Raw genomic sequence first — 21,115 nt, 5'->3', positions numbered from 1 at the left:
ACTTTGACATGGCCTTGGCCGAAGCGCGCATGGTTCTCTCTCTACAGATGTACTTACACAAAAAAAGAGCGAGAACAACGAATTGTTCTCGCTCTTGGTTTATGGGAAGCAGACGATTTATTGCAGGAGCACTTCTTTTTGGTGCTCGCAAATGCTGTGCTGCACGATTTCCATTGCGTCTTCCGGTTCCAGCCAAGCCAATCCGTCCCGCAGCACGATATTCAGGTTCAATTCCCGCTCCGTGAGGAAAGGCACTAATTCCGGCGCTAATTTCTCCACAATCTGTACGAGCCTGACCGTTTCCATATCCATGAAGCATCACCCTTTCATCGTAATGGAGGGTAAAACGTATGGCATGAAACTTTGTTGTACGACGGGATAGCCTTATTATAACAGTCGGGATATGAAAAACCTAGTGCTCTTACAAAAATCCATGTATGTCTCGGCGGGCTTCCCGGGTAAAATCCGGGTGGAGCTAAACCGTCGGTTTGCGGAATTCGCCGAGGACGGCGACCGTCTCCACGATATTGACGAACGCTTTGGGATCCGTCGAGGCGATGATTTTGCGCAGCTCGGTGAGCTCGTAGCGCGTAGTGACCGTCATGAGCATGTCCTTCTCTTCGTTCGTATAGCCGCCTCGCGTCCGGATCACCGTGACGCCGCGATAGAGCGGGATGAGCGCCGCCCGCATCGCTTCCGTCTGCGAAGTGACGATGAAGACCGTCATTTTGACGTGGTTGATGTGGATCAAGTCGATGATCTTCCCGGAGGTGAAGATGGAGAGAAGCGAGAAGAGCGCGACGTCCCAGTCCTTCGTCATCAGACCGAGCGCGCCGATCACGGAGCCGTTCATCACGAAGATGAGCATGCCGATCGAGATGTCCCGCCTGCGCGTCACGATGGCCGCGACGACGTCGAAGCCGCCGGAGGAAGAGCCTGACCGCAGTGCGAGCCCGCTGCCGAAGCCGACGATGACGCCGCCGAACACGGCGCCTAGCATGATATCCGAGACAAGCGCTCTTTGCGGCACCAGCTGCAGGAACAGCGTCGTCGCTGCGACGGATACGAGGCTCCATCCGACGAAGCGCAGGCCGAGCTCACGCCAGCCCCAGAGTAGAATCGGAATGTTCAGTATAAAATAGAGCCAGCCGATATTGAGGCCGGTCGCGTAGCCCGCGATCATCGTGATGCCGGAGACGCCGCCGCTGATCATTTTGTGGGGGATCAGCAGCTGGTTGAAGCCGAAGGCGATCAACAGCGCGCTGAGCAGCGTCACGGCTGCGGTTCTGGACGTTTTCATTGACAGTCGCCACCTCTTATGTTGCTTGCTGGAATAACAATTAGTATGTGCTTTCGGCGTTTACTGGTATTCTGAAACCCAACTGTGTTATAATAAACTGTATATTTTCTGTAGGATGCAGATAGAAGGAGATTGAAACAGTTTGAAAACATTCGCTGAATTCGGCCTGGAGCCCAAAGTGCTTCAAGCCATTACGGAGCTTGGATTCGAAGAATCGACCCCGATTCAATCCAAGGCTATTCCAATCGCGCTTACCGGATCCGATCTGATCGGTCAAGCACAGACGGGCACAGGGAAGACCGCGGCCTTCGGGATTCCGCTCGTCAACAAAATCCCGGTTACGGAAGACCGCATCGTCGCGCTCATCATGACGCCGACCCGCGAGCTTGCGATCCAGGTATCGGAAGAGATCGGTAAGCTGACCCGTTACAAAGGATTGCGGTCGTTGCCTATTTACGGCGGACAAGAGATCGGAAGACAGATCCGCGCGTTGAAAAAGAGACCGCAAATCATCATCGGAACGCCCGGCCGTTTGCTCGACCACATCAACCGGAAGACGATTCGTCTCGACGACGTCCAAACGGTCATTCTGGACGAAGCGGACGAAATGCTCGACATGGGCTTCATGGAAGATATTACGTCCATTCTTTCCCTGGTACCGGACAACCGCCAAACGATGCTGTTCTCGGCTACGATGCCGCCGAACATCCGCAGGCTGGCGGATCAGTTCCTGAAGGAGCCGCAGCACGTTTCGGTCATCCCGACGCAGGTGAGCGCTCCGACGATCGACCAAGCGTATATCGAAGTGCACGAGCGCCAGAAATTCGATGCGCTGAGCCGGCTGCTCGACATGGAATCCCCTGAGCTCGCCATCATCTTCGGCCGTACGAAGCGCCGGGTCGATGAGCTGAGCGAAGCACTGCAGAAGCGCGGCTACTCGGCGGACGGGCTGCACGGCGACCTGTCCCAGAACCAGCGCGACGCCGTCATGCGCAAGTTCCGCGACGGCAGCATCGATGTGCTCGTGGCAACGGACGTTGCGGCGCGCGGTCTCGACGTTTCGGGCGTATCGCACGTCATCAACTTCGACTTGCCGCAGGATCCGGAGAGCTACGTGCACCGTATCGGCCGTACTGGCCGCGCGGGCAAAGAAGGCACCGCGTGGTCGTTCGTCACGCCGCGCGAGCTTGATCACATGCACTTCATCGAGAAAGTAACGCGCCACAGAATCGCCAAGAAGCCGCTGCCGAGCATCGCCGAGGCGATCGAAGGCAAGCAGCGCGTAACGGCGGAGCGCATTCTCGAAGCGATGGACGCCGAGTCCGTCCACGAGTTCAAGGCGATCGCCATCCAATTGCTGGAGCAGTACGATTCCGTCAATCTGCTCGCGGCGGCGATCAAATTGATCACGGGCGAGAAGAAAGACGTCACGATCGAGCTGACGCCGGAAGATCCGATCCGCGCGAAGAAGCGCAGACCGGACGTACGCACGAGCGGACGCCGCTTCTCCGGCGGTCCGTTCGGCAGCGGCAACCGTTCCGGCAGCGGCCCTCGCGGCCGCGGCGAAGGCGGGGGCTACGGCGGCAACAGGGGCGGCTACGGCGGCAACCGCAGTTCGGCGGGCGGGAGCGGCGGCTATAACCGCGATCGCGACGGCGGCTACAGAGGCCGCGGCGAAGGGCGCTCCGATGCGCCGCGCCGTCCGCGTCCGTCCGCAGACGAATAGACGCCATTGAACGTGACCGGGGCTTCCGTTTACCGAGCAATCGGATGAACGGAAGTCCTTTTCTTTACCCGGATCCCCGGCGGCGGAGCGGCGTTCGGCGATTCATCATAAGCAACCAAGACGAGCGGCGATTCGAGACAAAGAAACGGCCTCTGCTCCGATGCGTATGAAGGATGGAGCCGCAACAGCGGTATTCGGGGCGGATTCCCGAAAATGGACGTTGGCTTTATCCGGCCGCCTATATTATAGTTATCATAGGACGAAATGAAATCGCTTGCTAGGAGGATTCGGCAGTCATGGAAATGAAAGGCATGATGGGCGGGTTTTACAAAATTTCAGAGTGGATCATGCGATTATCGGTCACGAATATCCTGTGGCTCATCTGCTCGATTCCGTTCGTGTTCGTGTTGCTTCCGATCCTGTTCGCGGAAACGACCGACCAAGTTACATCGAATCTCATTATCGCGGCGATTATCGCGCCGTTCACGCTCTTTCCGGCGACGGCCGCGCTGTTCGGCGTCGCGCGCAAGTGGGTAATGGGCGAAGTCGACGCGCCGCTCCTGAAGACCTTCTTCAAGAATTATAAAGAGAGCTATGTACAAGCCATGGTCGGCGGACTCCTGTATGCCGTGCTGTTCGCGATTCTGATCGTGGATTTCCGGGTCTACCTGGTCAAGCTCGGATCGATGGGCATCGTCTCGTATTTGTTTCTGGCGCTGATCGTGCTGGTCGGCGTATCGCTGCTTAACTTCTTCTCGATGCTGGTGCACTATCACATGAAGACGTTCCAGCTGCTGAAGAACGCGCTGCTCATCACGATCGGGCGCCCGCTTCGCTCGCTGTCGACGGTCGTCATGTGCGGCGTCGTGATCTTCATCAGCTTCAGTTCGCCGAAACTGATGTTCCTCGTCCCGTTCTTCACGATGAGCCTCGTAGGCGTCATCGCGTTCTGGAACTTCTACGGCATCTATACGAAGCTGCAGATGCAAGCGGAGAAAGCGGCGGAGGCGGCAGCCGAGGAAGAGCGCAAACGGCTCGAGGAAGACGCGGCCATCATGCTGCCGAACACGGAGGATGGTCACACGACCATTAAATAACGACAGACGCCACGTTTACTTTTGCGTCGAAACGGTCTATAATAGCAATACATCCTGCGATGTGCGTTACGGCTTTACACTTGTTTTGAACCAATGGCTGTTTTTAGGGAGACTAATATCGAAACGCAGCTGACAAGCCCTCGAAAGGGGATCTCAAAAACGTTTCTGCGGCCACCCACCTGCGAGAGCGGGTTCAGAAACAAGCTAGTCGGACGGCAAAGCGGGTTACTTACGAAATGAAAAGGGGGCAACCCCTTTTTTTTATGTCGTAAATTGTGCTATGATAGCTCTTAGCGTACATAGAAGACGTTGGAGGGGGAGATTGCCTTTGTTGAAGCGGACCCTTATCGGGTTGCTGCGCAGTCACGAATTGACTGGCGATAAAGCGAAAGATCCGTTGCTGAAATCCCATTATTACAAGCTGTCTCGAGAAAAGGCGTGGGAAGAAGTCGTCTCCACACTCAAAAAAATGCAAGGCTACAAGCTGCTGCACGAAGTTCAGTCCGTTGGCGAAATCGTGCTGGAGAAGCGCACGATGACCGGCCGTACGATGGATATTACTGTATCCGTTATCAACATCAACCCCGTGACGTCCGCGGTCGACATCTATTCCGCGTCACGCGGCTCCTTTGGCGACCTAGGGTCTAATTACCGGACGATTCTCGATATTTACCGGACGCTCGATAAGAAGCTGGCTCAATACAAAACATCCAGCATATAAATAAACGGGAAAAGCGAGGAAGGGAATCCCTGTCCTCGCTTTTCTGATGATACGGCCCGAATTGGCTTATACGAGTGCCCGCAGCGCGTTAAGCGCGTTTTCGTAGTTCGGGTGTTCCGTCATTTCGCTCAGCACTTCGATGTATTGGATCTTATCGTTGGCGTCGATGACGAAGATAGCGCGCATATCGAGCGCGAATTCCTTGATCAGCACGCCGTACGCTTCCCCGAAGTTGTTGTTCTTGTAGTCGGAGAGCAGGACGACGCGATCCACGCCTGCGGCGCCGCACCAGCGGGCTTGCGCAAACGGAAGGTCCGCGCTGACCGTCAGGATGACGACGTTGTCGCCGAACTTGCTCGCTTCTTCGTTGAAGCGGCGGGTTTGCGCGTCGCACACGCCCGTATCGATGGAAGGCACGACGCTGATGAGTTTCACTTTGCCGGCATAGTCCTTTAAGGAAACGACGTCCACGAGCGATTTGTTCAGTTGAAAATCAGGGGCTTGGTCGCCGACCTTGAGTTCCGGTCCGATCAGCGTAAGCGGATTGCCCTTAAATGTTGAAACGCCTGCACGTTCTTGAGCCATTAGGAATAGCCTCCTTGGTTGGAATTGGTTTCTACCAAAATCATTATAAGCATAACGAAATACGGTTGTCCAATAAGGATGCGTAAAGGAGACGCTCATGATCTTTCTTCGTTACGAAAGCTTCCAAGGCTATTTGCGGATGTATCCCGTCACGTCCGCGATTCTGCTCCTCAATATTTTAGCGTATGCGGCCGATCACTTGCTGTTGGACGGCAGGCTGCTGAATTGGGGGTTGTTTTACAGTTCTCCGGGCGACAATTATTTTTCCCTGGGAGAGCCGTGGCGTTATGTGACGGCCGTGTTCCTGCACCTCAGCCTGTCGCATATTTTCTACAATCTGTTCAGCATCCTCGTCTTTGCCCCGCCGCTCGAACGGATGCTCGGCCATTGGAAGTATGCCGCGTTCTATCTGCTAAGCGGCATTATCGGCAATTTGGTCAGCGTCATCGCGAATCCGACGACCGCCGGAGCCGGCGCTTCCGGCGCCATCTACGGCGTGTTCGGCGCTTACCTCTTTTTGGCGCTGATGAAGCGGTCGCTGGACGCCAACTCGCGTAAGACGGTCTATACGATTTTGATTTTCGGCGTCATCTATACGCTGATCGTGCCGAACATCGGCATTTGGGCCCATTTTGGCGGCTTGCTGGCCGGGTTCGTGCTCGCTTATGCCTACGACTGGTATTTGATCGCGAGACGGGACCGCTCCTATCGGCGGTAACGCGGGAAGCGGAACCGAACCAAGTTTTTTTGGGGGAAAGGAACGTTATGGAGCTGCGTCAATTGTATTATTTCGTCAAAGTAGCCAAGCGGGAGCATGTCACGAAGGCGGCGGAGGAACTGCACGTCGCGCAATCTGCTGTCAGCCGGCAGATCCATCAGCTCGAGGAGGAGCTGGGGGCGAAGCTGTTCCTGCAGAAGGGACGCAACCTGCAGCTGACGCCGGTCGGCTCGCTGTTCCTGAAGCGCGCGGAGGTGATTCTGGCGGATCTCGAGCGGGCGGTCATGGAGATTCAGGAGTTTCTGGACCCCGACAAGGGCGAGGTGCGACTTGGCTTCCCGCACAGTTTGGGTATTTCGCTCATTCCGGAGGTCGTCGCGGCGTTTCGTAAAATCAATCCGAACGTTAATTTCCGTTTCCGGCAGGGCATGTATCCATCGCTTATTCAGGATGTGATGAAGGGTGACGTGGATCTGGCGTTCGTCTCTCCGTATCCCGAGAAGCATGCGCACGTGACAGGACAGACCGTGTTAACTGAAGAGCTGTTCGCCATCCTGCCGCCCGGCCATGCGCTGTCGGAGGAAGAAGTGATCGACCTCAGTCAGTTGAAAGACGAGACGTTCGTGCTGTTCAGCGACGGCTACTCGCTGCGCCCGATCGTCATGGACGCTTGCCGCGAAGCTGGCTTTGCGCCGCGCATCGGATTCGAGGGGCAGGAGACCGATACGATCCGCGGCCTCGTCGCCGCCGGCATGGGCGTCAGCCTGCTGCCGGAAATGGCCCTTCAGGGCGCCGGCAAGCTGCAGCCGGCCAAGGTCCGCGTTCGCGCGCCGCGCGTCACGCGGACGATCGGCCTCATCTATCGCTCCAACGAGAAGCTCCCGCTCGTAGCGAAAGCGTTCCAGCGGTTTTTGCTCGACTTTTTCGCCTGCGTCGAGTCGAAGAACCGGTTGTAACGCCTGAGCCGTCCTCTGAGAGAAACGCCGCTTGTATAGGATATTGAAGCGTAGAAGCGCCTTGCGCCGGGCATTGCGGACGTACGATCCGCGGTGCCGCGCAGGGCGTTTTTGTGTCGTGCCGCCAAGGTATCCGCCAGGTCTGAACGGCCGCCCGCAAGGGGATACTGGTAAGCGAATGCAGCGCAAGAACGATAGGCGGAGGCGGACGGCGGGAATGAGCAAGGAATGGCGAAGAAAGAGGCAGCGCAGGGTCTATCATGTCTTGCTGGGGATGAGTCTGCTATTGGCCGGCATCATGCTGCGGCTCGCCTGGCTGCAGCTGGTGCCGGCGAGGCCGGCTTCCGCCGAGATCTCGCATTGGAAGACGGAATCCGTGGCGCAGCGGGAACGGGAGCTTGTGCTTGACAGCGGGCGAGGCGATTTCGTCGATCGAAGCGGCTTGGCGTTGACAGGGGAGACGTACGAGGCGCTCGCGGTGTTCCCGCTGCAAGCCAAAGCGCGGCCGGCCGGCGATCCGGCGGACGTGAAGCGGCTCGCCGCCGCGCTTGGCGTATCGGAGAAGCGGCTGAGCCGGTGGATGGAATCGCTCAAGGAACCGGCGTTCTGGCAGGCGGAAGGGGCCGGCGTGCCGCTTAAGCTGTCTACGAAGCAGCAGGAAGCCATCCGCCGGATCCGACTGAACGGCGTGCGCGTCCTGCCGTATCGGAACCGGTATCCGTCCGGCCTCCGGGTCAAGCACGCCATCGGCTACGTCAGCCAGCATCCCGAGCTGCTGCGGCTCGATTATGCCCTTCGGCTGCGGGAACGGACGATGAAGCTGACGGACCTGACCGGCGGAGCGGGGCTCGAGCGTTCGCTGGATGCCTTGCTGCAAGGAACCGGGCCGACGACGGTCTCGTATTTCACCGACGGTGCGGACAAGCCCATGCACGGCTTGGAATGGCGGCTGAAGCGGCCGACGAATCCGTTTTATCCAATCCGGGTGCGAACGACGCTGGATCTCACGGTGCAGAACCGGCTGGAAGCCTACGTCGACAGGGAAGGTTTGAAGGAAGGCGCGGTCGTGGTCCTGGATGCGGACACCGCGGACGTCGTCGCGATGGTTTCCCGGCCGGGCATCCCGAGCCGCGGCGACGGCGGCCTGCCGGAGGACTACGTGAATCGCGCCGTAAGAGCCGCGACGCCGGGCTCGATCTTCAAGCTCGTGACGGAAGCCGCCGCGCTCGAGGCTCATGCCGTCAACGAACGGGAGCTGTTTCACTGCGGCGGCGATTACGGCCGCTACGGGCTTCACTGCTGGAAGCGGGGCGGACACGGCACGCTCACGCTGCAAGACGCGCTGGCCGGCTCGTGCAACGTCGTGTTCGCCGCGCTGGCGGAACGGCTGGACGCGCGCCAGCTGTACGTCACGGCCGAGAAGCTCGGGATCGGCGAGCAGGTGGGCTGGGCGAGCGCAGCGCCGTTCGCGCCGCTAGGCAAGCCGCTGCGGCTGCTCCCGGAGGAGGAGGGCGGCCATGTCTTCGCCGTTCTGCCGACCGTTCGCGACGGCGGGCAGCTGGCGCAGACGGGCATCGGCCAGCGTGACGTGAAGCTCTCGCCGCTGCAGGCCGCCAACCTCGTCGTTACGCTGCTTCACGGCGGCATGGTGCAGGAACCGCGGCTCGTGACCGAGATCCGCTATGGTACCGGGCAGCTGCTGGCCGGAATTCCGCGTCAAGCGTGGCCCTCGCGCTACGGCCAAGTAAGCCGGGAGACGGCGCAGACGATTCTGCGCGGCATGGAGGCGGTCGTGGCCTACGGCACCGGTCGGAGCATCGCGGACGGCCGTTGGCCGGTCGCCGGGAAGTCCGGCACCGCGCAGGTGATGCACGGCGGCGCGGCGCGGCTGAATCAGTGGTTCGTTGGCTATGGTCCGGTCCGTTCGCCCCGCTATGCCGTGGCCGTGCTCGCCGAGAACCGCGGCGTTCGCACGTCGAATCAGGCGGCCCGGCTGTTCCGAGGCGTCATGGACATTTTGGCGTCGCCCGGCCAATGAAAAAAAGCCGGATCCATCAACGGATGGAGTCCGGCTCATCGTATGGGTTCGTGGCGTTCTCGAACTCGCCCTTCGGCGAATGGATCCAGCGGTGGAAGTACCGCTGATCGTACAGCGCCTTCAGCAGTATCATAAGGATCGGCGACAAGATTACGCCGGAGATGCCGAAGATCGACAGCGATACGATCATGAAGGCGAGCATCGTGAACGCCGAGACGCCGAGCGTATCGCCCGTGATTTTGGGCTCCAAGATTTGGCGCGTGAGCACGACGAACAGGAACAGCGCGGTCAGCCATATCGCAAGCGACGTCTGGCCAACGATGAAGAGGTAAATAATCCATGGAATAAAGACCGTCCCCACGCCAAGCAGCGGCAAGACGTCGAAAAACGCGGCCAGCAGCGCGATCGAGAAGGCGTTCGGTACGCCGAGCGCCAGGAGCGCGATGAAAATGACTGCGAACGTGATGCTGATCAGCTTGCCCTGCGCTTTTAAATACCCCGCAATCCCGACGAAGACGTTATCGCGCAGAAATTGAAACGCGCGCTTGAACGTGTTCGGCGTCTTTTCCTTGGCAAGCCGCTTCCACTCCGTAATTTCCAAGCTGAGAAAATAAGCGAGAATAATCCCGACGGAGAAGTTAATGATAAACGTGGAGAACGACATCAAGTAGCCGCCGAGCGCGCGCAGAAACTTCACGGCGAGCTGCTGGCCCCAGTTGGTGACGTAGCCGATAACATCCTTGGCCTTATCGACGACGTCCGGCGGCAAGCCGGAGATCTTGTCCTGCAGCAGGCCGGCGTTCGATTGGAATTGGTCGACGAGCAGCCGCTGGTAGGTCGGAAGCTTGTCCGCGAGCCCCGTGACCTGCGTCGTCACCACATAGCCCGCGCCGACGAACGCGGCGACGATGATGAGCGCGAACAATAAGACGGAGATGCCGGCGGCGATCGATTTCTTGAGCCCAAGGCGCGTCAGCCAGCGGGCCGGCGGTTCGATGAACAAATAAATCAGGAACGACAGAAAGATCGGTGTCGCGATGCGGTACAAATAACTGAACAGATACATGATGAGCCAGACCGTGAAGATGATCAGCGCGATGTCGAACGCCGTCCGCCAATACTTGCGATAGAAAGAAAGCATAACAAAGCTCCTTTGCACTCTATGATTCTCTTATAGAATACCATTATTTCCTAATAACGCTATGTTTAGTGCATGGATTTCGCGCCGCCTTAACGTTTACTTTAACTTACGTAGCCGATTTCCACGGGGCTATGGTACAATGGATGAAGCGATCAAGCAATGGGCACATAGCATTCCCTCTTCCATGGACAAACGAGCGATTGAAACTAGGGGTGGTGGGAAAACGAGACATGGAAAACTTCCTGCTGTGGGGCTTTTATTTTTTGACGTTTTATGCATTTTTGCCCGGTTTGGTCAGCCGGACATTTGGTTTTCGCGTATTCAAGCGGGGACGGGCGGAGCGTGAAATCGCGCTTACGTTCGATGACGGCCCCGATCCGGTTTATACGCCTTTGCTGCTTGATCTCTTGAAGCGCTACGATGCCAAAGCGACGTTTTTCGTCGTTGGGATCCATGCGGAGAAACATCCGGAACTGCTGAAACGGATGCATGACGAAGGACATGTAATCGGCATTCATAATTACGTGCACAAAACGAACTGGCTCATGCGTCCGCGTACGGTCAAAAAACAGATCAACCGCACGTGCGAAATCATCCGTCAAGCGACCGGAACGCAATCCGTCTATTATCGTCCGCCTTGGGGAATCGTCAATCTGTTCGATTTTTCGAATTTGGGCCACCTGCAAATTATACTATGGTCGGCCTTATTTGGCGATTGGCGCAAGCGTGTGGGGGCTGACCGGCTGCTGAACCGAATGATGAAGAAGCTGCGCCCGGGCGAAGTGCTCCTGCTTCACGATTGCGGCGCGACGTTCGGCGCGGACAAGGACGCCCCCGCGAACATGCTTGCGGCGCTGGAGCCGTTTCTAGCGGCCGGGCAATCCAAGGGTTACCGGTTCGTCCACATCGCGGACATGATCGCTTTGACCGACCAAACCAAGAAGAAGGCGAAGAAGCCGGCGGCGATGGGCTGGCTGAAGCGGATCACCGTCGCCTGCTGGATGGGCTGGGAACGCGCGTTTCACGTGCTGTTTCGCGTCAAGGAAGTCGCCGAAGATTGTTTGTTTTTTTACCGGGTCGTGCCGTACCACGGCAAGACGCTGACACTGTCGGACGGCAGCAAGATCGCCGCGAAGGATCCGGTGGTCGAGCTTCATATGGACAACAAGAAGCTGCTGAAATTAATGTCCGAAGCGCGGTCGATGATGCAGCTGGCCGTCATGCTGCTCCGCGAAGCCAAGAAGAGCATGCCGCTGCTTGCGCGCAAGCTGGCCGCCGACGAAGCGGTCCAGCCGGCGAAAGGACTGTACGGCGTCAGCATGATCAACCGGGGCGTGGAGCAGTTCGGCTTCGACGTGCTGCCGATCCCGAAGGGCTTCTTCGATACGTCAACTCGCTTATACTTGAAGCTGCTGCTGCGGGTGCTTAACCCTTCGGGCAAGGAGCGCTTGCACGACCAGAGAAGCAAGCTGACGCCGAGTATCATGGCGATGTCCATGGACCATTTCTGGCAGCAAGCCGGAAGTGAGCTTCGCAACGACACGAGAGCCGCGCGCAGGAATCCGTCCAAGACTTACGGAGACAGCCTGCACGGCGGGGACGACCTCCCGCCCGTCGCGTACGACAATTCAAATGCCGCAAGGGAGTTTACGCCCTAGCGGCTTTTTTTTTGAAAATCAACTTCAGTTCGTGGCGATGAATTGAAATTGCAATTTTGTCCTTCGCGGGTAAGATGGAAATAGACCCAAACGTCATGCGCGAAAGGACATCCGTTATGAAGCGGCATATCCGTCAAAAACCCGATACGACGTTATGCGACTTCGCCGCATCCTATATGTTCGGCGGCTTGGACGAGGCCATGCGATCGGCATTCGAAGGCCACTTGGCGAACTGCGGCGAATGCCGCCGGTTCGTGGCCGACATCGCCTTCGTCACGAACGACTGCCCGAAGGCCGGATCCGCCGAGAGCGCGCCGCCGGCCGGCCTGAAGGCATGGGTTCGCGCGTTCCTCCTGCGCCACGACTTGACGGAGAAGGAGCACGCGTATTTGCCTCGGATCATCGGAAGCATAATCGCGGCATGCCGACGTTATCTTAAATGGATACGGCGAGCATCAGATCGTGCCGGCCGATAAGCGGCCTCGGCCGATACGAGCGCCCGCATGGACCGCTCGTATCGGCCGTGTCGAATAAAAAATCGCCCTGCGTAATGAACTGACATTCAGTCATACGCAGGGCGATTCCTTTTCGTTTCACGTTAGCCTTAAGGGCCGACAACCGTTGCTCAATTGAACTTGAGCACGCCGCCGGTGCTGGCGTTGGTGACGAGGTGCGAATAGCGGGCGAGATAGCCTTTTTTGATCTTAGGTTCGAAGCCCGTCCAGGCGGCGCGGCGCGCTTCGAATTCCTCGTCGCTGATCAACAGGTTCATTTGGTTGTTGTTCAGGTCGAGCTCGACGATATCGCCGTCCTGAACGAACGCGATCGGTCCGCCTTCGGCTGCTTCCGGCGAGACGTGACCAATGCTGATGCCGCGGGAAGCGCCGGAGAACCGGCCGTCCGTGACGAGGCCGACTTTCGCTCCGAGACCCATGCCGACGATTTGCGACGTTGGGGCAAGCATTTCCGGCATGCCCGGTCCGCCCTTCGGACCTTCGTAGCGGATGATGACGACGTGGCCTTCCTTGACCTTGCCGTTCGCGATGCCGTGAAGCGCTTCGTCCTGGGAATCGAAGCAGATCGCAGGACCTTTATGGTAGCCGCCGACGGATTTGTCGACCGCTCCGACCTTGATGATTGCGCCGCGCGGCGCCAGGTTGCCGAACAGGACGGCAAGGCCGCCGCGTTGGCTGTGCGGATTATCCAGCGTATGGAGGACATCCGTGTTCTTGATGTCGTGTCCGGCGACGTTTTCGCGCAGCGATTTGCCCGTGACCGTCAGCATATCGCCGTTCAGCGCGCCTTCCTTCTTGAAGAGCTCGTTGATGATGGCGCTCACGCCGCCGGCATTGTGCACGTCTTCGATGTGATAATCGGAAGCCGGGGCGATCTTGGCGAGGTGCGGCACGCGCGCCGCGACTTCGTTGATGCGCTCGATCGGGTATTCGATGCCGGCTTCATGCGCGATGGCGAGCGTGTGCAGCACGGTGTTCGTGGAGCCGCCCATCGCCATGTCGAGCGCGAAGGCGTTGTCGATGGACTCCAGCTTCACGATATCGCGAGGTTTGAGGTCCATTTCGATCAATTTCATCAGCTGGCGAGCGGATTCCTTGACGAATTCTTTGCGTTCCGGGGATACGGCGAGAATCGTGCCGTTGCCGGGCAGCGCGAGGCCGAGTCCTTCGGCGAGGCAGTTCATGGAGTTCGCCGTGAACATGCCGGAACAGGAGCCGCACGTCGGGCAGCCGAATTGCTCGAGCTCGGACAGGCCGGCTTCGTCAATTTTGCCGGCTTGGTAGGCGCCGACACCTTCGAAGACGCTGGAGAGCGAGATGGAGCGGCCGTCGGACGTTTTCCCGGCTTTCATCGGGCCGCCGCTGACCATGATCGTCGGGATGTTGACGCGAAGCGCGCCCATGATCATGCCCGGCGTGATTTTGTCGCAGTTGGGGATGCAGACCATGCCGTCGAACCAATGCGCGTTGACGACCGTCTCGACCGAATCCGCGATGAGCTCGCGGCTGGCCAAGGAATAGCGCATGCCGATGTGACCCATGGCGATGCCGTCGTCGACGCCGATGGTGTTGAATTCGAACGGGACGCCGCCGGCTTCGCGGATCGCTTCTTTTACCAATTTGCCGAACTCTTGGAGGTGAACGTGGCCGGGAATGATGTCGATGTACGAATTGCATACCGCGATGAACGGTTTGCCGAAATCTTCTTCCTTAACGCCGGCGGCACGCAGCAAGCTGCGGTGCGGAGCGCGGTCAAAGCCTTTTTTGATCATATCGGAACGCATCTTGTTTGAAGCCATCTTCGGTACCTCCCAAGTGATTGCAATATTATTGAGTAGTCTATCACATTGCACTAGGAATGACCAGCATTCCGAGCCTTCCGGCGCTTCGTGAAACGGTGGGAAAATCGGGTCTGGAATGCCCCTTTCTTCAATTGATTTCGACATAAACTGACATGGTCTTGCTGTTTATTCGAAATTTATCGAATAAACTTTCATCTTGTGTTAGTAAACATAACGCAAAACATTTACTTGCCTTGGAGCGGCCGTTATAATAGAAAGGAATCGCTCGGAATTACTCTCATCATGATGCCACCTATTTTACGTTTCGCAAAAAGTGGATACACATGAATATAGAAGGAAGAGGTGCGTTCATATGCAGCTGACTGAGCGCGAGAAGGAGAAGCTTCTCATTACGATTGCCGCCGATTTGGCACGCAGGCGCCTATCCCGCGGCGTTAAGCTCAACTACCCGGAAAGCGTTGCGCTCATTACGTCCGAGATCATGGAGGGCGCCCGGGAAGGCCGGACGGTCGCGGAGCTGATGGCCTACGGCACGACGATTCTGACCCGCAGCCAGGTGATGCCCGGCATTGCCGAGATGATCCATGACGTGCAAGTGGAAGCGACATTCCCGGACGGCACGAAACTGGTTACGATTCACCACCCCATTCAGTAGCGACAGAGAGGATGATCGCCAATGATACCTGGGCAATACCGCATCGTGCCTGGCGAGATCGAATTGAACGCCGGCCGCGGGACGACGGAGATCATCGTGGTTAACACAGGCGACCGGCCCGTTCAGGTCGGCTCGCATTTTCATTTTTTTGAGGTTAATCGTGCGCTCGCGTTTCCGCGGGAAGAAGCGTTCGGCATGCGGCTTGACATTCCCGCCGGCACCGCGGTCCGGTTTGAGCCCGGGGAAGAGAAGCCCGTGCGGCTCGTCGAGCTCGGAGGCCGCAAGCGTTCTTACGGCCTGAACGGACTGTCGAACGGCACAGCCGTCCGCGGCGAACTTCCGGACGACGTGCGCGAGCGGCTCGCCGCCTGGAAGGGAGGACCGTCATGAGCATCATGGACCGCAGCAGCTATGCCGCAATGTTCGGCCCAACGACCGGCGACGCTGTCCGGCTCGCGGATACGGAATTGTGGGCGATGATCGAACGGGACTACACGGTGTACGGCGACGAATGCAAATTCGGCGGCGGCAAAGTCATCCGGGACGGCATGGGACAGGCGAGCGGCGCACTGCGCGGCGAAGGCGTCCTCGATACGCTGATTACGAACGCCATCGTCATCGACCATTGGGGTATCGTGAAGGCGGATATCGGCATTCGCGACGGCGTCATCGTCGGCATCGGCAAGGCCGGCAATCCTGATATAATGGACGGCGTCATGCCAAACATGATCGTCGGCGCCAGCACGGAAGTGATCGCGGGCGAAGGCAAGATCGTGACGGCCGGCGGCATCGACTCGCATATTCATTTTATCTGCCCGCAGCAGATCGAGACGGCGCTGTCCTCCGGCATCACGACGATGATCGGCGGCGGGACCGGTCCGGCGACCGGCACGAACGCGACGACGTGCACACCCGGCGCATGGCATATGCGACGCATGCTGGAGGCGGCGGAGGCGTTCCCGATGAACCTCGGCTTCACCGGCAAAGGCAACGCGTCGTTCGCGGGGCCGCTCGTCGAGCAGATCGAAGCGGGAGCCATCGGCCTCAAGCTGCACGAGGATTGGGGCACGACCCCGGCAGCGATCGATGCGTGCCTGGAAGTCGCGGACCGCTACGACGTACAGGTCGCCATACATACCGATACGTTGAACGAAGCGGGCTTCCTCGAAGATACGCTGGCCGCGTTCAAGGGTCGTACCATTCATACGTACCATACGGAAGGCGCCGGCGGCGGACATGCCCCGGACATCATCCGTGCGGCGGGCGAGCTCAACGTGCTGCCGTCCTCGACGAATCCGACGCGCCCGTTCACGGTCAATACGATCGAGGAGCATCTGGACATGCTCATGGTCTGCCATCATTTGGACAGCAGCATTCCCGAAGACGTCGCGTTCGCCGATTCCCGCATCCGGCCGGAGACGATCGCGGCGGAGGATATTCTGCACGACATGGGCGTGTTCAGCATGCTGAGCTCCGATTCCCAAGCGATGGGGCGCGTCGGCGAGGTGATCATCCGGACGTGGCAGACGGCGGATAAGATGAAGAAACAGCGCGGCCCCCTCGCGCCGGACGCCGCGGATACCGCGGACAACTTTCGCATCAAGCGCTATATCGCCAAATATACGATTAATCCCGCCATTACGCACGGCATTTCGCATCTGGTCGGTTCCATCGAACCGGGCAAGCTCGCCGATCTAGCGATTTGGAGTCCGATGTTCTTCGGCGTGAAGCCGGATCTCGTACTGAAGGGCGGCATGATCGCCTACGCGCAGATGGGAGACCCCAACGCGTCGATTCCGACGCCGCAGCCGGTGTTCGGCCGGACGATGTTCGGGGGCTTCGGCAAGGCCGTCGAGGGCACTTCCGTCACGTTCGTCTCGCAGGCGGCTTACGATCTTGGCATCGCCCAAGAGCTTGGACTGCGGAAGCGCGTCGAACCGGTGCGCAGCTGCCGTGCCGTCACGAAAAAAGACATGATTCATAACGACGCGACGCCGGTCATCGAAGTCGATCCCGAGACGTACGAAGTGAAGGTCGACGGCGAGCCGGCGACGTGCGAGCCGGCGGAGGTGCTGCCCATGGCGCAGCGGTATTTTCTGTTTTGAGCGAAGAGGCGAAGCATCTAATGCGGGGCGAAGGCGAAGCGGCGGAGGTCGGCATCGTACCCTGGCTCGCTTTGCAGCAGCTGTTGGATTCGGCGCTGCCGATCGGCGGATTTTCGCATTCCTTCGGGCTCGAAACGCTCGTGCAGGAAGGGGCGGTACGGACGAGCCGGCAGCTTGAGGCGTACTTAACGGCTATGCTGATGCAAAGCTGGGCGACGGCCGATCTGATGGTCGTCAAGGCGGTATACCGTGACGTCCCGGCCGAGGATTGGCCGGCGCTATGGCAGGTGGAGCGGCTCGCGCATCTGCAGCGGTCGGGGGCCGAGACCCGGGCAGGCATCGAGAAAATGGGCCGGCGGCTCCTGCAGCTGCTTGGCGCGATGCACCCGCGGATGGATTGGCGGTCATTGTCCGACGCGTACAAGCGGGGCGACTGTCTGGCGACGCATCCGCTCGTGTTCGGCTACGCCTGCTTTCGCATCGGCATTCCGCTCGCGCAAGCGGCGCAAGGCTACCTGTACGGCTGCATCTCGACCGGCGTGAACAGCGCGCTGCGGCTGATGGCCATCGGGCAGACCGAAGGGCAGCAGCTGATCGCCCGGCTTGCGCCACGAACAGTCGAGGCGTGGGCGTTCGCAAGCGCGCTTCGGCCGGAGGACGCCTATGCGAACATGCCGATCGGCGACATCGCGATGATGCGCCACGAGCAGCTTTATTCCCGTTTGTTTATGTCGTAGGTGTTCAAGAAGAAACAGAACTTTCATGAAAATCGAGGAGGCATGCCGCATGTGTCAAGGACAAGGTCATCATCACCACGAATGGGAACAACCCGCATTGGATCGGTCGCGGCCGATCCGGATCGGCATCGGAGGACCTGTCGGCTCGGGCAAAACCGCCCTGGTCGAGAAGCTGGCCGGCGCCATTAAGGACAAGTACAACGTGGCGGTCATCACGAATGACATTTATACGAAGGAAGACGCGCGGATATTGGCCGCGACCGGCGTGCTGCCGGAAGAGCGGATCATCGGCGTGGAGACGGGCGGCTGCCCGCACACGGCGATCCGCGAAGACGCCTCGATGAACTTCGAGGCGGTCGACGAGCTGACGAGCCGTTTCGACGGTCTGGATCTAATCTTCATCGAGAGCGGCGGCGACAATTTGGCGGCGGCGTTCAGCCCCGAGCTGGTGGACCGCTTCATCTATATCATCGACGTGGCCCAAGGGGAGAAGATCCCGCGCAAAGGCGGACCGGGCATTATGCGTTCCGATTTGCTCGTCGTGAACAAAATCGACCTGGCGCCGTACGTCGGAGCGAGCCTGCAGGTCATGGAAGAAGACACGAAGCAGATGCGCGGCGGGCGGCCGTACGTGTTTTCCAATTTGTACGGCGGCGTGAACGTCGATCGAATCGTGGATTGGCTCGAGCATGAGCTCGCGCATGCGCACGGCATCGAGCATCATCACGACCACGATGCAGCCGAACAACGTCACGCCTGAGCCGCTGCGCGTCTCGGAGCTGCAGGCGTCATTTCGGAAGCGGGACGCTCATACCGTGCTCGCGGCCAAGTACCACACGGCGCCGATCAAAATCGCCAAGACGTTTCCGCTGGGCGGACCGCTCGGCGTCATCGTCATGGACGTCTCGCCCGGTCTGCTGGCCGGCGACCGGTACGAGATGCAATGGCGAATCGAAGAAGAGGCGCATGTGTACCTGACGAATCAATCCTTCACGAAGGTGCATCCGGCGTCGGGCGAACGGCATGGCGCATCGATGAGCCAACGATTCGAGCTCGGCGCTGGAGCGGTCGCGGAATGGATGCCGGAGCCGACGATGCTGTATCGCGACGCGGCGTTCGTGAACGAGACGGAAGTTCGGCTTGCGCCCGGCGCCGTCTGGATGGGCGCGGACGTTTATTGTCCGGGCCGCACGCTTCGCGGGGAACGGTTCGCGTACCGTGAATTTCGCAACAAGCTGCACGTGTATTATGGCAACGATATGATTTATGCGCAGCATCAGCGGATATTGCCGGCGAGTCAAGTGCTGACGGCGCCCGGCTGCATGGCCGACATGACGCATACCGGCGTGCTTTACGCGTTCTCGGACCGGATCGGTGCAGCCGAAGCGGAGGCTGTCCGAGAAGCGCTCGGCGGATTTCCGATCCGGGAAGGACAGCCGCTTACATGGGGCGTCTCTTTAACCCATAAGCACGGCTTGGCGGTGATGGTTGCCGGCTACGCGGCATGGACGCTGCAGGAAGCGCTGACGGCGGCATGGTCGGCGCTCCGCATGCAGCTTCTTCGGCTGCAGCCCTTGAACTTTCGGAAATGAACGAAGCTGGCGGGTATCCCGTCAGCTTCGTTTTGCGTTCATTGTATTCATCACGTTTCATTAGGAAGAGGAAGTTGGCATATAGTCGGATATTGTCAGGCCGAAGTATTCGACGTCCTCGAACCGGTCCCATTTGCGGATATGCTGCTTCATGGTGCCTTCATGAAGCATGCCCGATTTGCGGAGCACCGCGGAGGATGCCGGGTTTCGCGTCATGGCGGCGCCCCAGATCCGGTTCAGGTTCAATTCCTCGAAGCCGAACCGAATGACGCGCCGCGCGGCTTCGGTTGCGTAGCCGTTCCCCCAATACGCGCTGCCGAGCCAATAGCCGAGTTCGGCCCGCCGATGTTCGGACGTGAGGTTCAGGCTGATGCAGCCCATCAGCCGGTTGTCGGCCCGCGCGACGATCGCGAACGTATAGCCGTGCCCATGCTTGGCGGCATCGGAACGGAACGCGATCCAGGTCTCCGCGGCGCCGTCGGGATAAGGATGCGGCAGCGAAAGGGTCGTGCTCGCCACGGCGTATTCGCCGGCCAGTCTCCGGACGACGTTGGCGTCTTGCGGCTCGAACGGACGCAGCAGCAGCCGCTCGGTATGGAGTTGCAGGCGCATGCCCGGTCACCTCGCCCTGTTTTTCGTTCATTATATCGCAAAAAGAACCCCGCCGCGTCCCTTTTCGGGGGATGGCATGGGGTTCTACGCGTTCTGTGAAGGCGGATATGCCGTTACTCCGAGGAACCGCCGCCTTTGTTCTTTTTATCGGATGTGCGCGTGGTCGTGTTTTGGCGTCCGTGTCCTTGCTGTTTGGCCATGGGAATCCCTCCTTCCGCGAAGATGTAGCGTATTGTGCGTAGGATGGAAGGGCATTATGCGCATTGAAAAGCCTCGGTTCGAAAGGACGCCCGCCGTTTCGCGCCAAGGCTTCGGAATGGCTACATGGCCATCGGTTTACGAGCCGAAAGCAAGGATTTCACGCTGTGCTGCCTCCATTTCGGAACATGCACCTGTTTGGTCTCGGAACAGCTCCGGTCGAAGCAGATCAAGCCGTCCGTGACGGAAAGCACCTTTCCTGCGTTTACGTAGCAGTTCGAGCTGACTTTCACGAATTGCCCCGAGGTAATGTAACGGTTCAGCTGTTCGGTAGAGACGTTCTTTTTTATATTGTAGTTTCTACCGTGGAAGCTGACCATGCCTGCCTTGCCGACTTTAAAGTAATAAATGTCCTTCTCGACCTCGAAGTTTTCGTACGTGCTCCTCGGTTCTTCCGCTACTACATTCATCATGTAATGCTCCCCCTTCATAAGATGAACTTGTTAGCGCTTTCATTCTATCATAAAGCAATTACCTTGTGAACCGGAGGACAACAGCTACATATAAAAATATTTCTTTACGCGGAGCGAATAAAACAGTTCTGCTTATGAATGTTTGCGAATAGTGAGGAGATGTAAGGAGGTTCATGTTATTGTAAAATAATACCTGTTGCAGTTCGCGTTTAATCCATGGTATATTCTAATTCCGGCCGGGACGCACGAACAACGGCACGGTGATCGAAATCGGAACAAGCCCGAAATTAAAGCTTGCCAAACGGTTACGAGATATGATATATTCTAATTCCGGTCATGAGCCGGACGATGAATGCAACACCATTTGTTCCTTGAAAACTGAACAATGAGCGACCTGTCAAAAGGTTTTAACAAGCTAGTATTTGAATGAGCTAACAAGCGAATTCATGCCAGCGGAATGCTCCATTCGAAGCTTCGGCTTCGAAC

The 21,115-nt window shown here is 58.5% G+C and carries 21 protein-coding genes and 1 other RNA gene; 15 read left to right on the top strand and 7 right to left on the bottom strand.

Annotated elements, in window-relative coordinates:
* Positions 1-117 precede the first annotated feature (117 nt).
* Positions 118-312, bottom strand: coding sequence for a hypothetical protein (locus tag ACFPB1_RS23770; RefSeq protein ID WP_161744844.1), 195 nt, complete (start codon positions 310-312; stop codon positions 118-120).
* A 163-nt stretch (positions 313-475) separates the two neighbouring features.
* Entirely contained in the window at positions 476-1,300 is an 825-nt protein-coding gene (locus ACFPB1_RS23765) for a YitT family protein (RefSeq protein WP_379228634.1), read from the bottom strand.
* Positions 1,301-1,442: 142 nt separating this feature from the next.
* On the opposite strand from ACFPB1_RS23765, the gene ACFPB1_RS23760 reads away from it, so the two are divergent.
* From ACFPB1_RS23760 to ACFPB1_RS23745, 4 genes are all read left to right on the top strand, one after another.
* Positions 1,443-3,026 (top strand): DEAD/DEAH box helicase, encoded by a 1,584-nt coding sequence (locus ACFPB1_RS23760; protein WP_379228633.1) that lies wholly within the window; start codon positions 1,443-1,445, stop codon positions 3,024-3,026.
* Positions 3,027-3,322: 296 nt separating this feature from the next.
* The gene (locus ACFPB1_RS23755) at positions 3,323-4,123 is read left to right on the top strand and encodes a YesL family protein (RefSeq protein WP_379228631.1); all 801 of its coding nucleotides are present in this window, start codon (positions 3,323-3,325) and stop codon (positions 4,121-4,123) included.
* A 48-nt stretch (positions 4,124-4,171) separates the two neighbouring features.
* A non-coding RNA gene (gene ssrS, locus ACFPB1_RS23750) (6S RNA) lies at positions 4,172-4,354 on the top strand.
* Between the two features lie 97 nt (positions 4,355-4,451).
* Entirely contained in the window at positions 4,452-4,844 is a 393-nt protein-coding gene (locus ACFPB1_RS23745; RefSeq protein ID WP_379228630.1) for a DUF1499 domain-containing protein, read from the top strand.
* A gap of 66 nt (positions 4,845-4,910) precedes the next feature.
* Here ACFPB1_RS23745 and tpx read toward each other — a convergent pair whose 3' ends face one another.
* Positions 4,911-5,429, bottom strand: coding sequence for a thiol peroxidase (gene tpx / locus ACFPB1_RS23740; protein ID WP_379228629.1), 519 nt, complete (start codon positions 5,427-5,429; stop codon positions 4,911-4,913).
* 97 nt (positions 5,430-5,526) lie between these two features.
* Between tpx and ACFPB1_RS23735 the strand changes: the two genes are divergently transcribed.
* The 3 genes from ACFPB1_RS23735 to ACFPB1_RS23725 all read left to right on the top strand — a co-directional run bounded on the left by ACFPB1_RS23735 (position 5,527) and on the right by ACFPB1_RS23725 (position 9,141).
* Positions 5,527-6,147: a rhomboid family intramembrane serine protease gene (locus ACFPB1_RS23735; RefSeq protein WP_379228628.1), complete on the top strand. Its 621-nt coding sequence runs from the start codon at positions 5,527-5,529 to the stop codon at positions 6,145-6,147.
* 47 nt (positions 6,148-6,194) lie between these two features.
* Positions 6,195-7,103, top strand: coding sequence for a LysR family transcriptional regulator (locus ACFPB1_RS23730; protein ID WP_379228627.1), 909 nt, complete (start codon positions 6,195-6,197; stop codon positions 7,101-7,103).
* Between the two features lie 217 nt (positions 7,104-7,320).
* Positions 7,321-9,141 carry a peptidoglycan D,D-transpeptidase FtsI family protein gene (locus ACFPB1_RS23725; RefSeq protein ID WP_379228625.1) on the top strand — a complete coding sequence of 607 codons (1,821 nt, stop codon included), beginning with the start codon at positions 7,321-7,323 and terminating at the stop codon, positions 9,139-9,141.
* 16 nt (positions 9,142-9,157) lie between these two features.
* Here ACFPB1_RS23725 and ACFPB1_RS23720 read toward each other — a convergent pair whose 3' ends face one another.
* Positions 9,158-10,282, bottom strand: a complete 1,125-nt coding sequence (locus ACFPB1_RS23720) for an AI-2E family transporter (RefSeq protein ID WP_379228624.1) — start codon at positions 10,280-10,282, stop codon at positions 9,158-9,160.
* A gap of 230 nt (positions 10,283-10,512) precedes the next feature.
* Here ACFPB1_RS23720 and ACFPB1_RS23715 point away from each other — a divergent pair, with 230 nt between their 5' ends.
* A complete protein-coding gene (locus ACFPB1_RS23715) occupies positions 10,513-11,940 on the top strand; it encodes a polysaccharide deacetylase family protein (protein ID WP_379228623.1) in 1,428 nt (475 codons plus the stop codon).
* A gap of 74 nt (positions 11,941-12,014) precedes the next feature.
* On the top strand, positions 12,015-12,416 hold the full coding sequence (locus ACFPB1_RS23710; RefSeq protein ID WP_379228622.1) for an anti-sigma factor family protein: 402 nt from the start codon (positions 12,015-12,017) through the stop codon (positions 12,414-12,416).
* Between the two features lie 149 nt (positions 12,417-12,565).
* Here ACFPB1_RS23710 and ilvD read toward each other — a convergent pair whose 3' ends face one another.
* Positions 12,566-14,254 (bottom strand): dihydroxy-acid dehydratase, encoded by a 1,689-nt coding sequence (ilvD, locus tag ACFPB1_RS23705; protein WP_379228620.1) that lies wholly within the window; start codon positions 14,252-14,254, stop codon positions 12,566-12,568.
* Positions 14,255-14,609: 355 nt separating this feature from the next.
* Between ilvD and ACFPB1_RS23700 the strand changes: the two genes are divergently transcribed.
* The 6 genes from ACFPB1_RS23700 to ACFPB1_RS23675 are packed head-to-tail and all read left to right on the top strand — an operon-like array spanning position 14,610 to position 19,346.
* A complete protein-coding gene (locus tag ACFPB1_RS23700; protein WP_379228618.1) occupies positions 14,610-14,912 on the top strand; it encodes an urease subunit gamma in 303 nt (100 codons plus the stop codon).
* 21 nt (positions 14,913-14,933) lie between these two features.
* Complete coding sequence (gene ureB / locus ACFPB1_RS23695; protein WP_379228617.1) at positions 14,934-15,302, top strand: urease subunit beta; 369 nt, start codon at positions 14,934-14,936, stop codon at positions 15,300-15,302.
* Positions 15,299-17,017 (top strand): urease subunit alpha, encoded by a 1,719-nt coding sequence (ureC, locus tag ACFPB1_RS23690; RefSeq protein WP_379228616.1) that lies wholly within the window; start codon positions 15,299-15,301, stop codon positions 17,015-17,017. Before ureB ends, ureC begins: the two co-directional genes overlap by 4 nt.
* 20 nt (positions 17,018-17,037) lie before the next feature.
* On the top strand, positions 17,038-17,754 hold the full coding sequence (locus ACFPB1_RS23685) for an urease accessory protein UreF (RefSeq protein ID WP_379228615.1): 717 nt from the start codon (positions 17,038-17,040) through the stop codon (positions 17,752-17,754).
* Between the two features lie 49 nt (positions 17,755-17,803).
* A complete protein-coding gene (gene ureG / locus ACFPB1_RS23680; RefSeq protein ID WP_379228614.1) occupies positions 17,804-18,514 on the top strand; it encodes an urease accessory protein UreG in 711 nt (236 codons plus the stop codon).
* The gene (locus tag ACFPB1_RS23675) at positions 18,456-19,346 is read left to right on the top strand and encodes an urease accessory protein UreD (protein WP_379228613.1); all 891 of its coding nucleotides are present in this window, start codon (positions 18,456-18,458) and stop codon (positions 19,344-19,346) included. Before ureG ends, ACFPB1_RS23675 begins: the two co-directional genes overlap by 59 nt.
* A gap of 60 nt (positions 19,347-19,406) precedes the next feature.
* On the opposite strand, the gene ACFPB1_RS23670 is transcribed toward ACFPB1_RS23675, so the two are convergent.
* Positions 19,407-19,958, bottom strand: coding sequence for a GNAT family N-acetyltransferase (locus ACFPB1_RS23670; RefSeq protein WP_379228612.1), 552 nt, complete (start codon positions 19,956-19,958; stop codon positions 19,407-19,409).
* Positions 19,959-20,278: 320 nt separating this feature from the next.
* The gene (locus ACFPB1_RS23665) at positions 20,279-20,629 is read right to left on the bottom strand and encodes a hypothetical protein (RefSeq protein ID WP_379228611.1); all 351 of its coding nucleotides are present in this window, start codon (positions 20,627-20,629) and stop codon (positions 20,279-20,281) included.
* Positions 20,630-21,115: the final 486 nt, after the last annotated feature.

The sequence above is a fragment of the Paenibacillus sp. GCM10023250 genome (genome assembly GCF_042653205.1).
Taxonomy (GTDB): Bacteria; Bacillota; Bacilli; order Paenibacillales; family Paenibacillaceae; genus Paenibacillus_Z.
The sequence above is the reverse complement of the archived record's forward strand: the minus strand, read 5'-3'. Positions and strand labels throughout refer to the sequence as shown.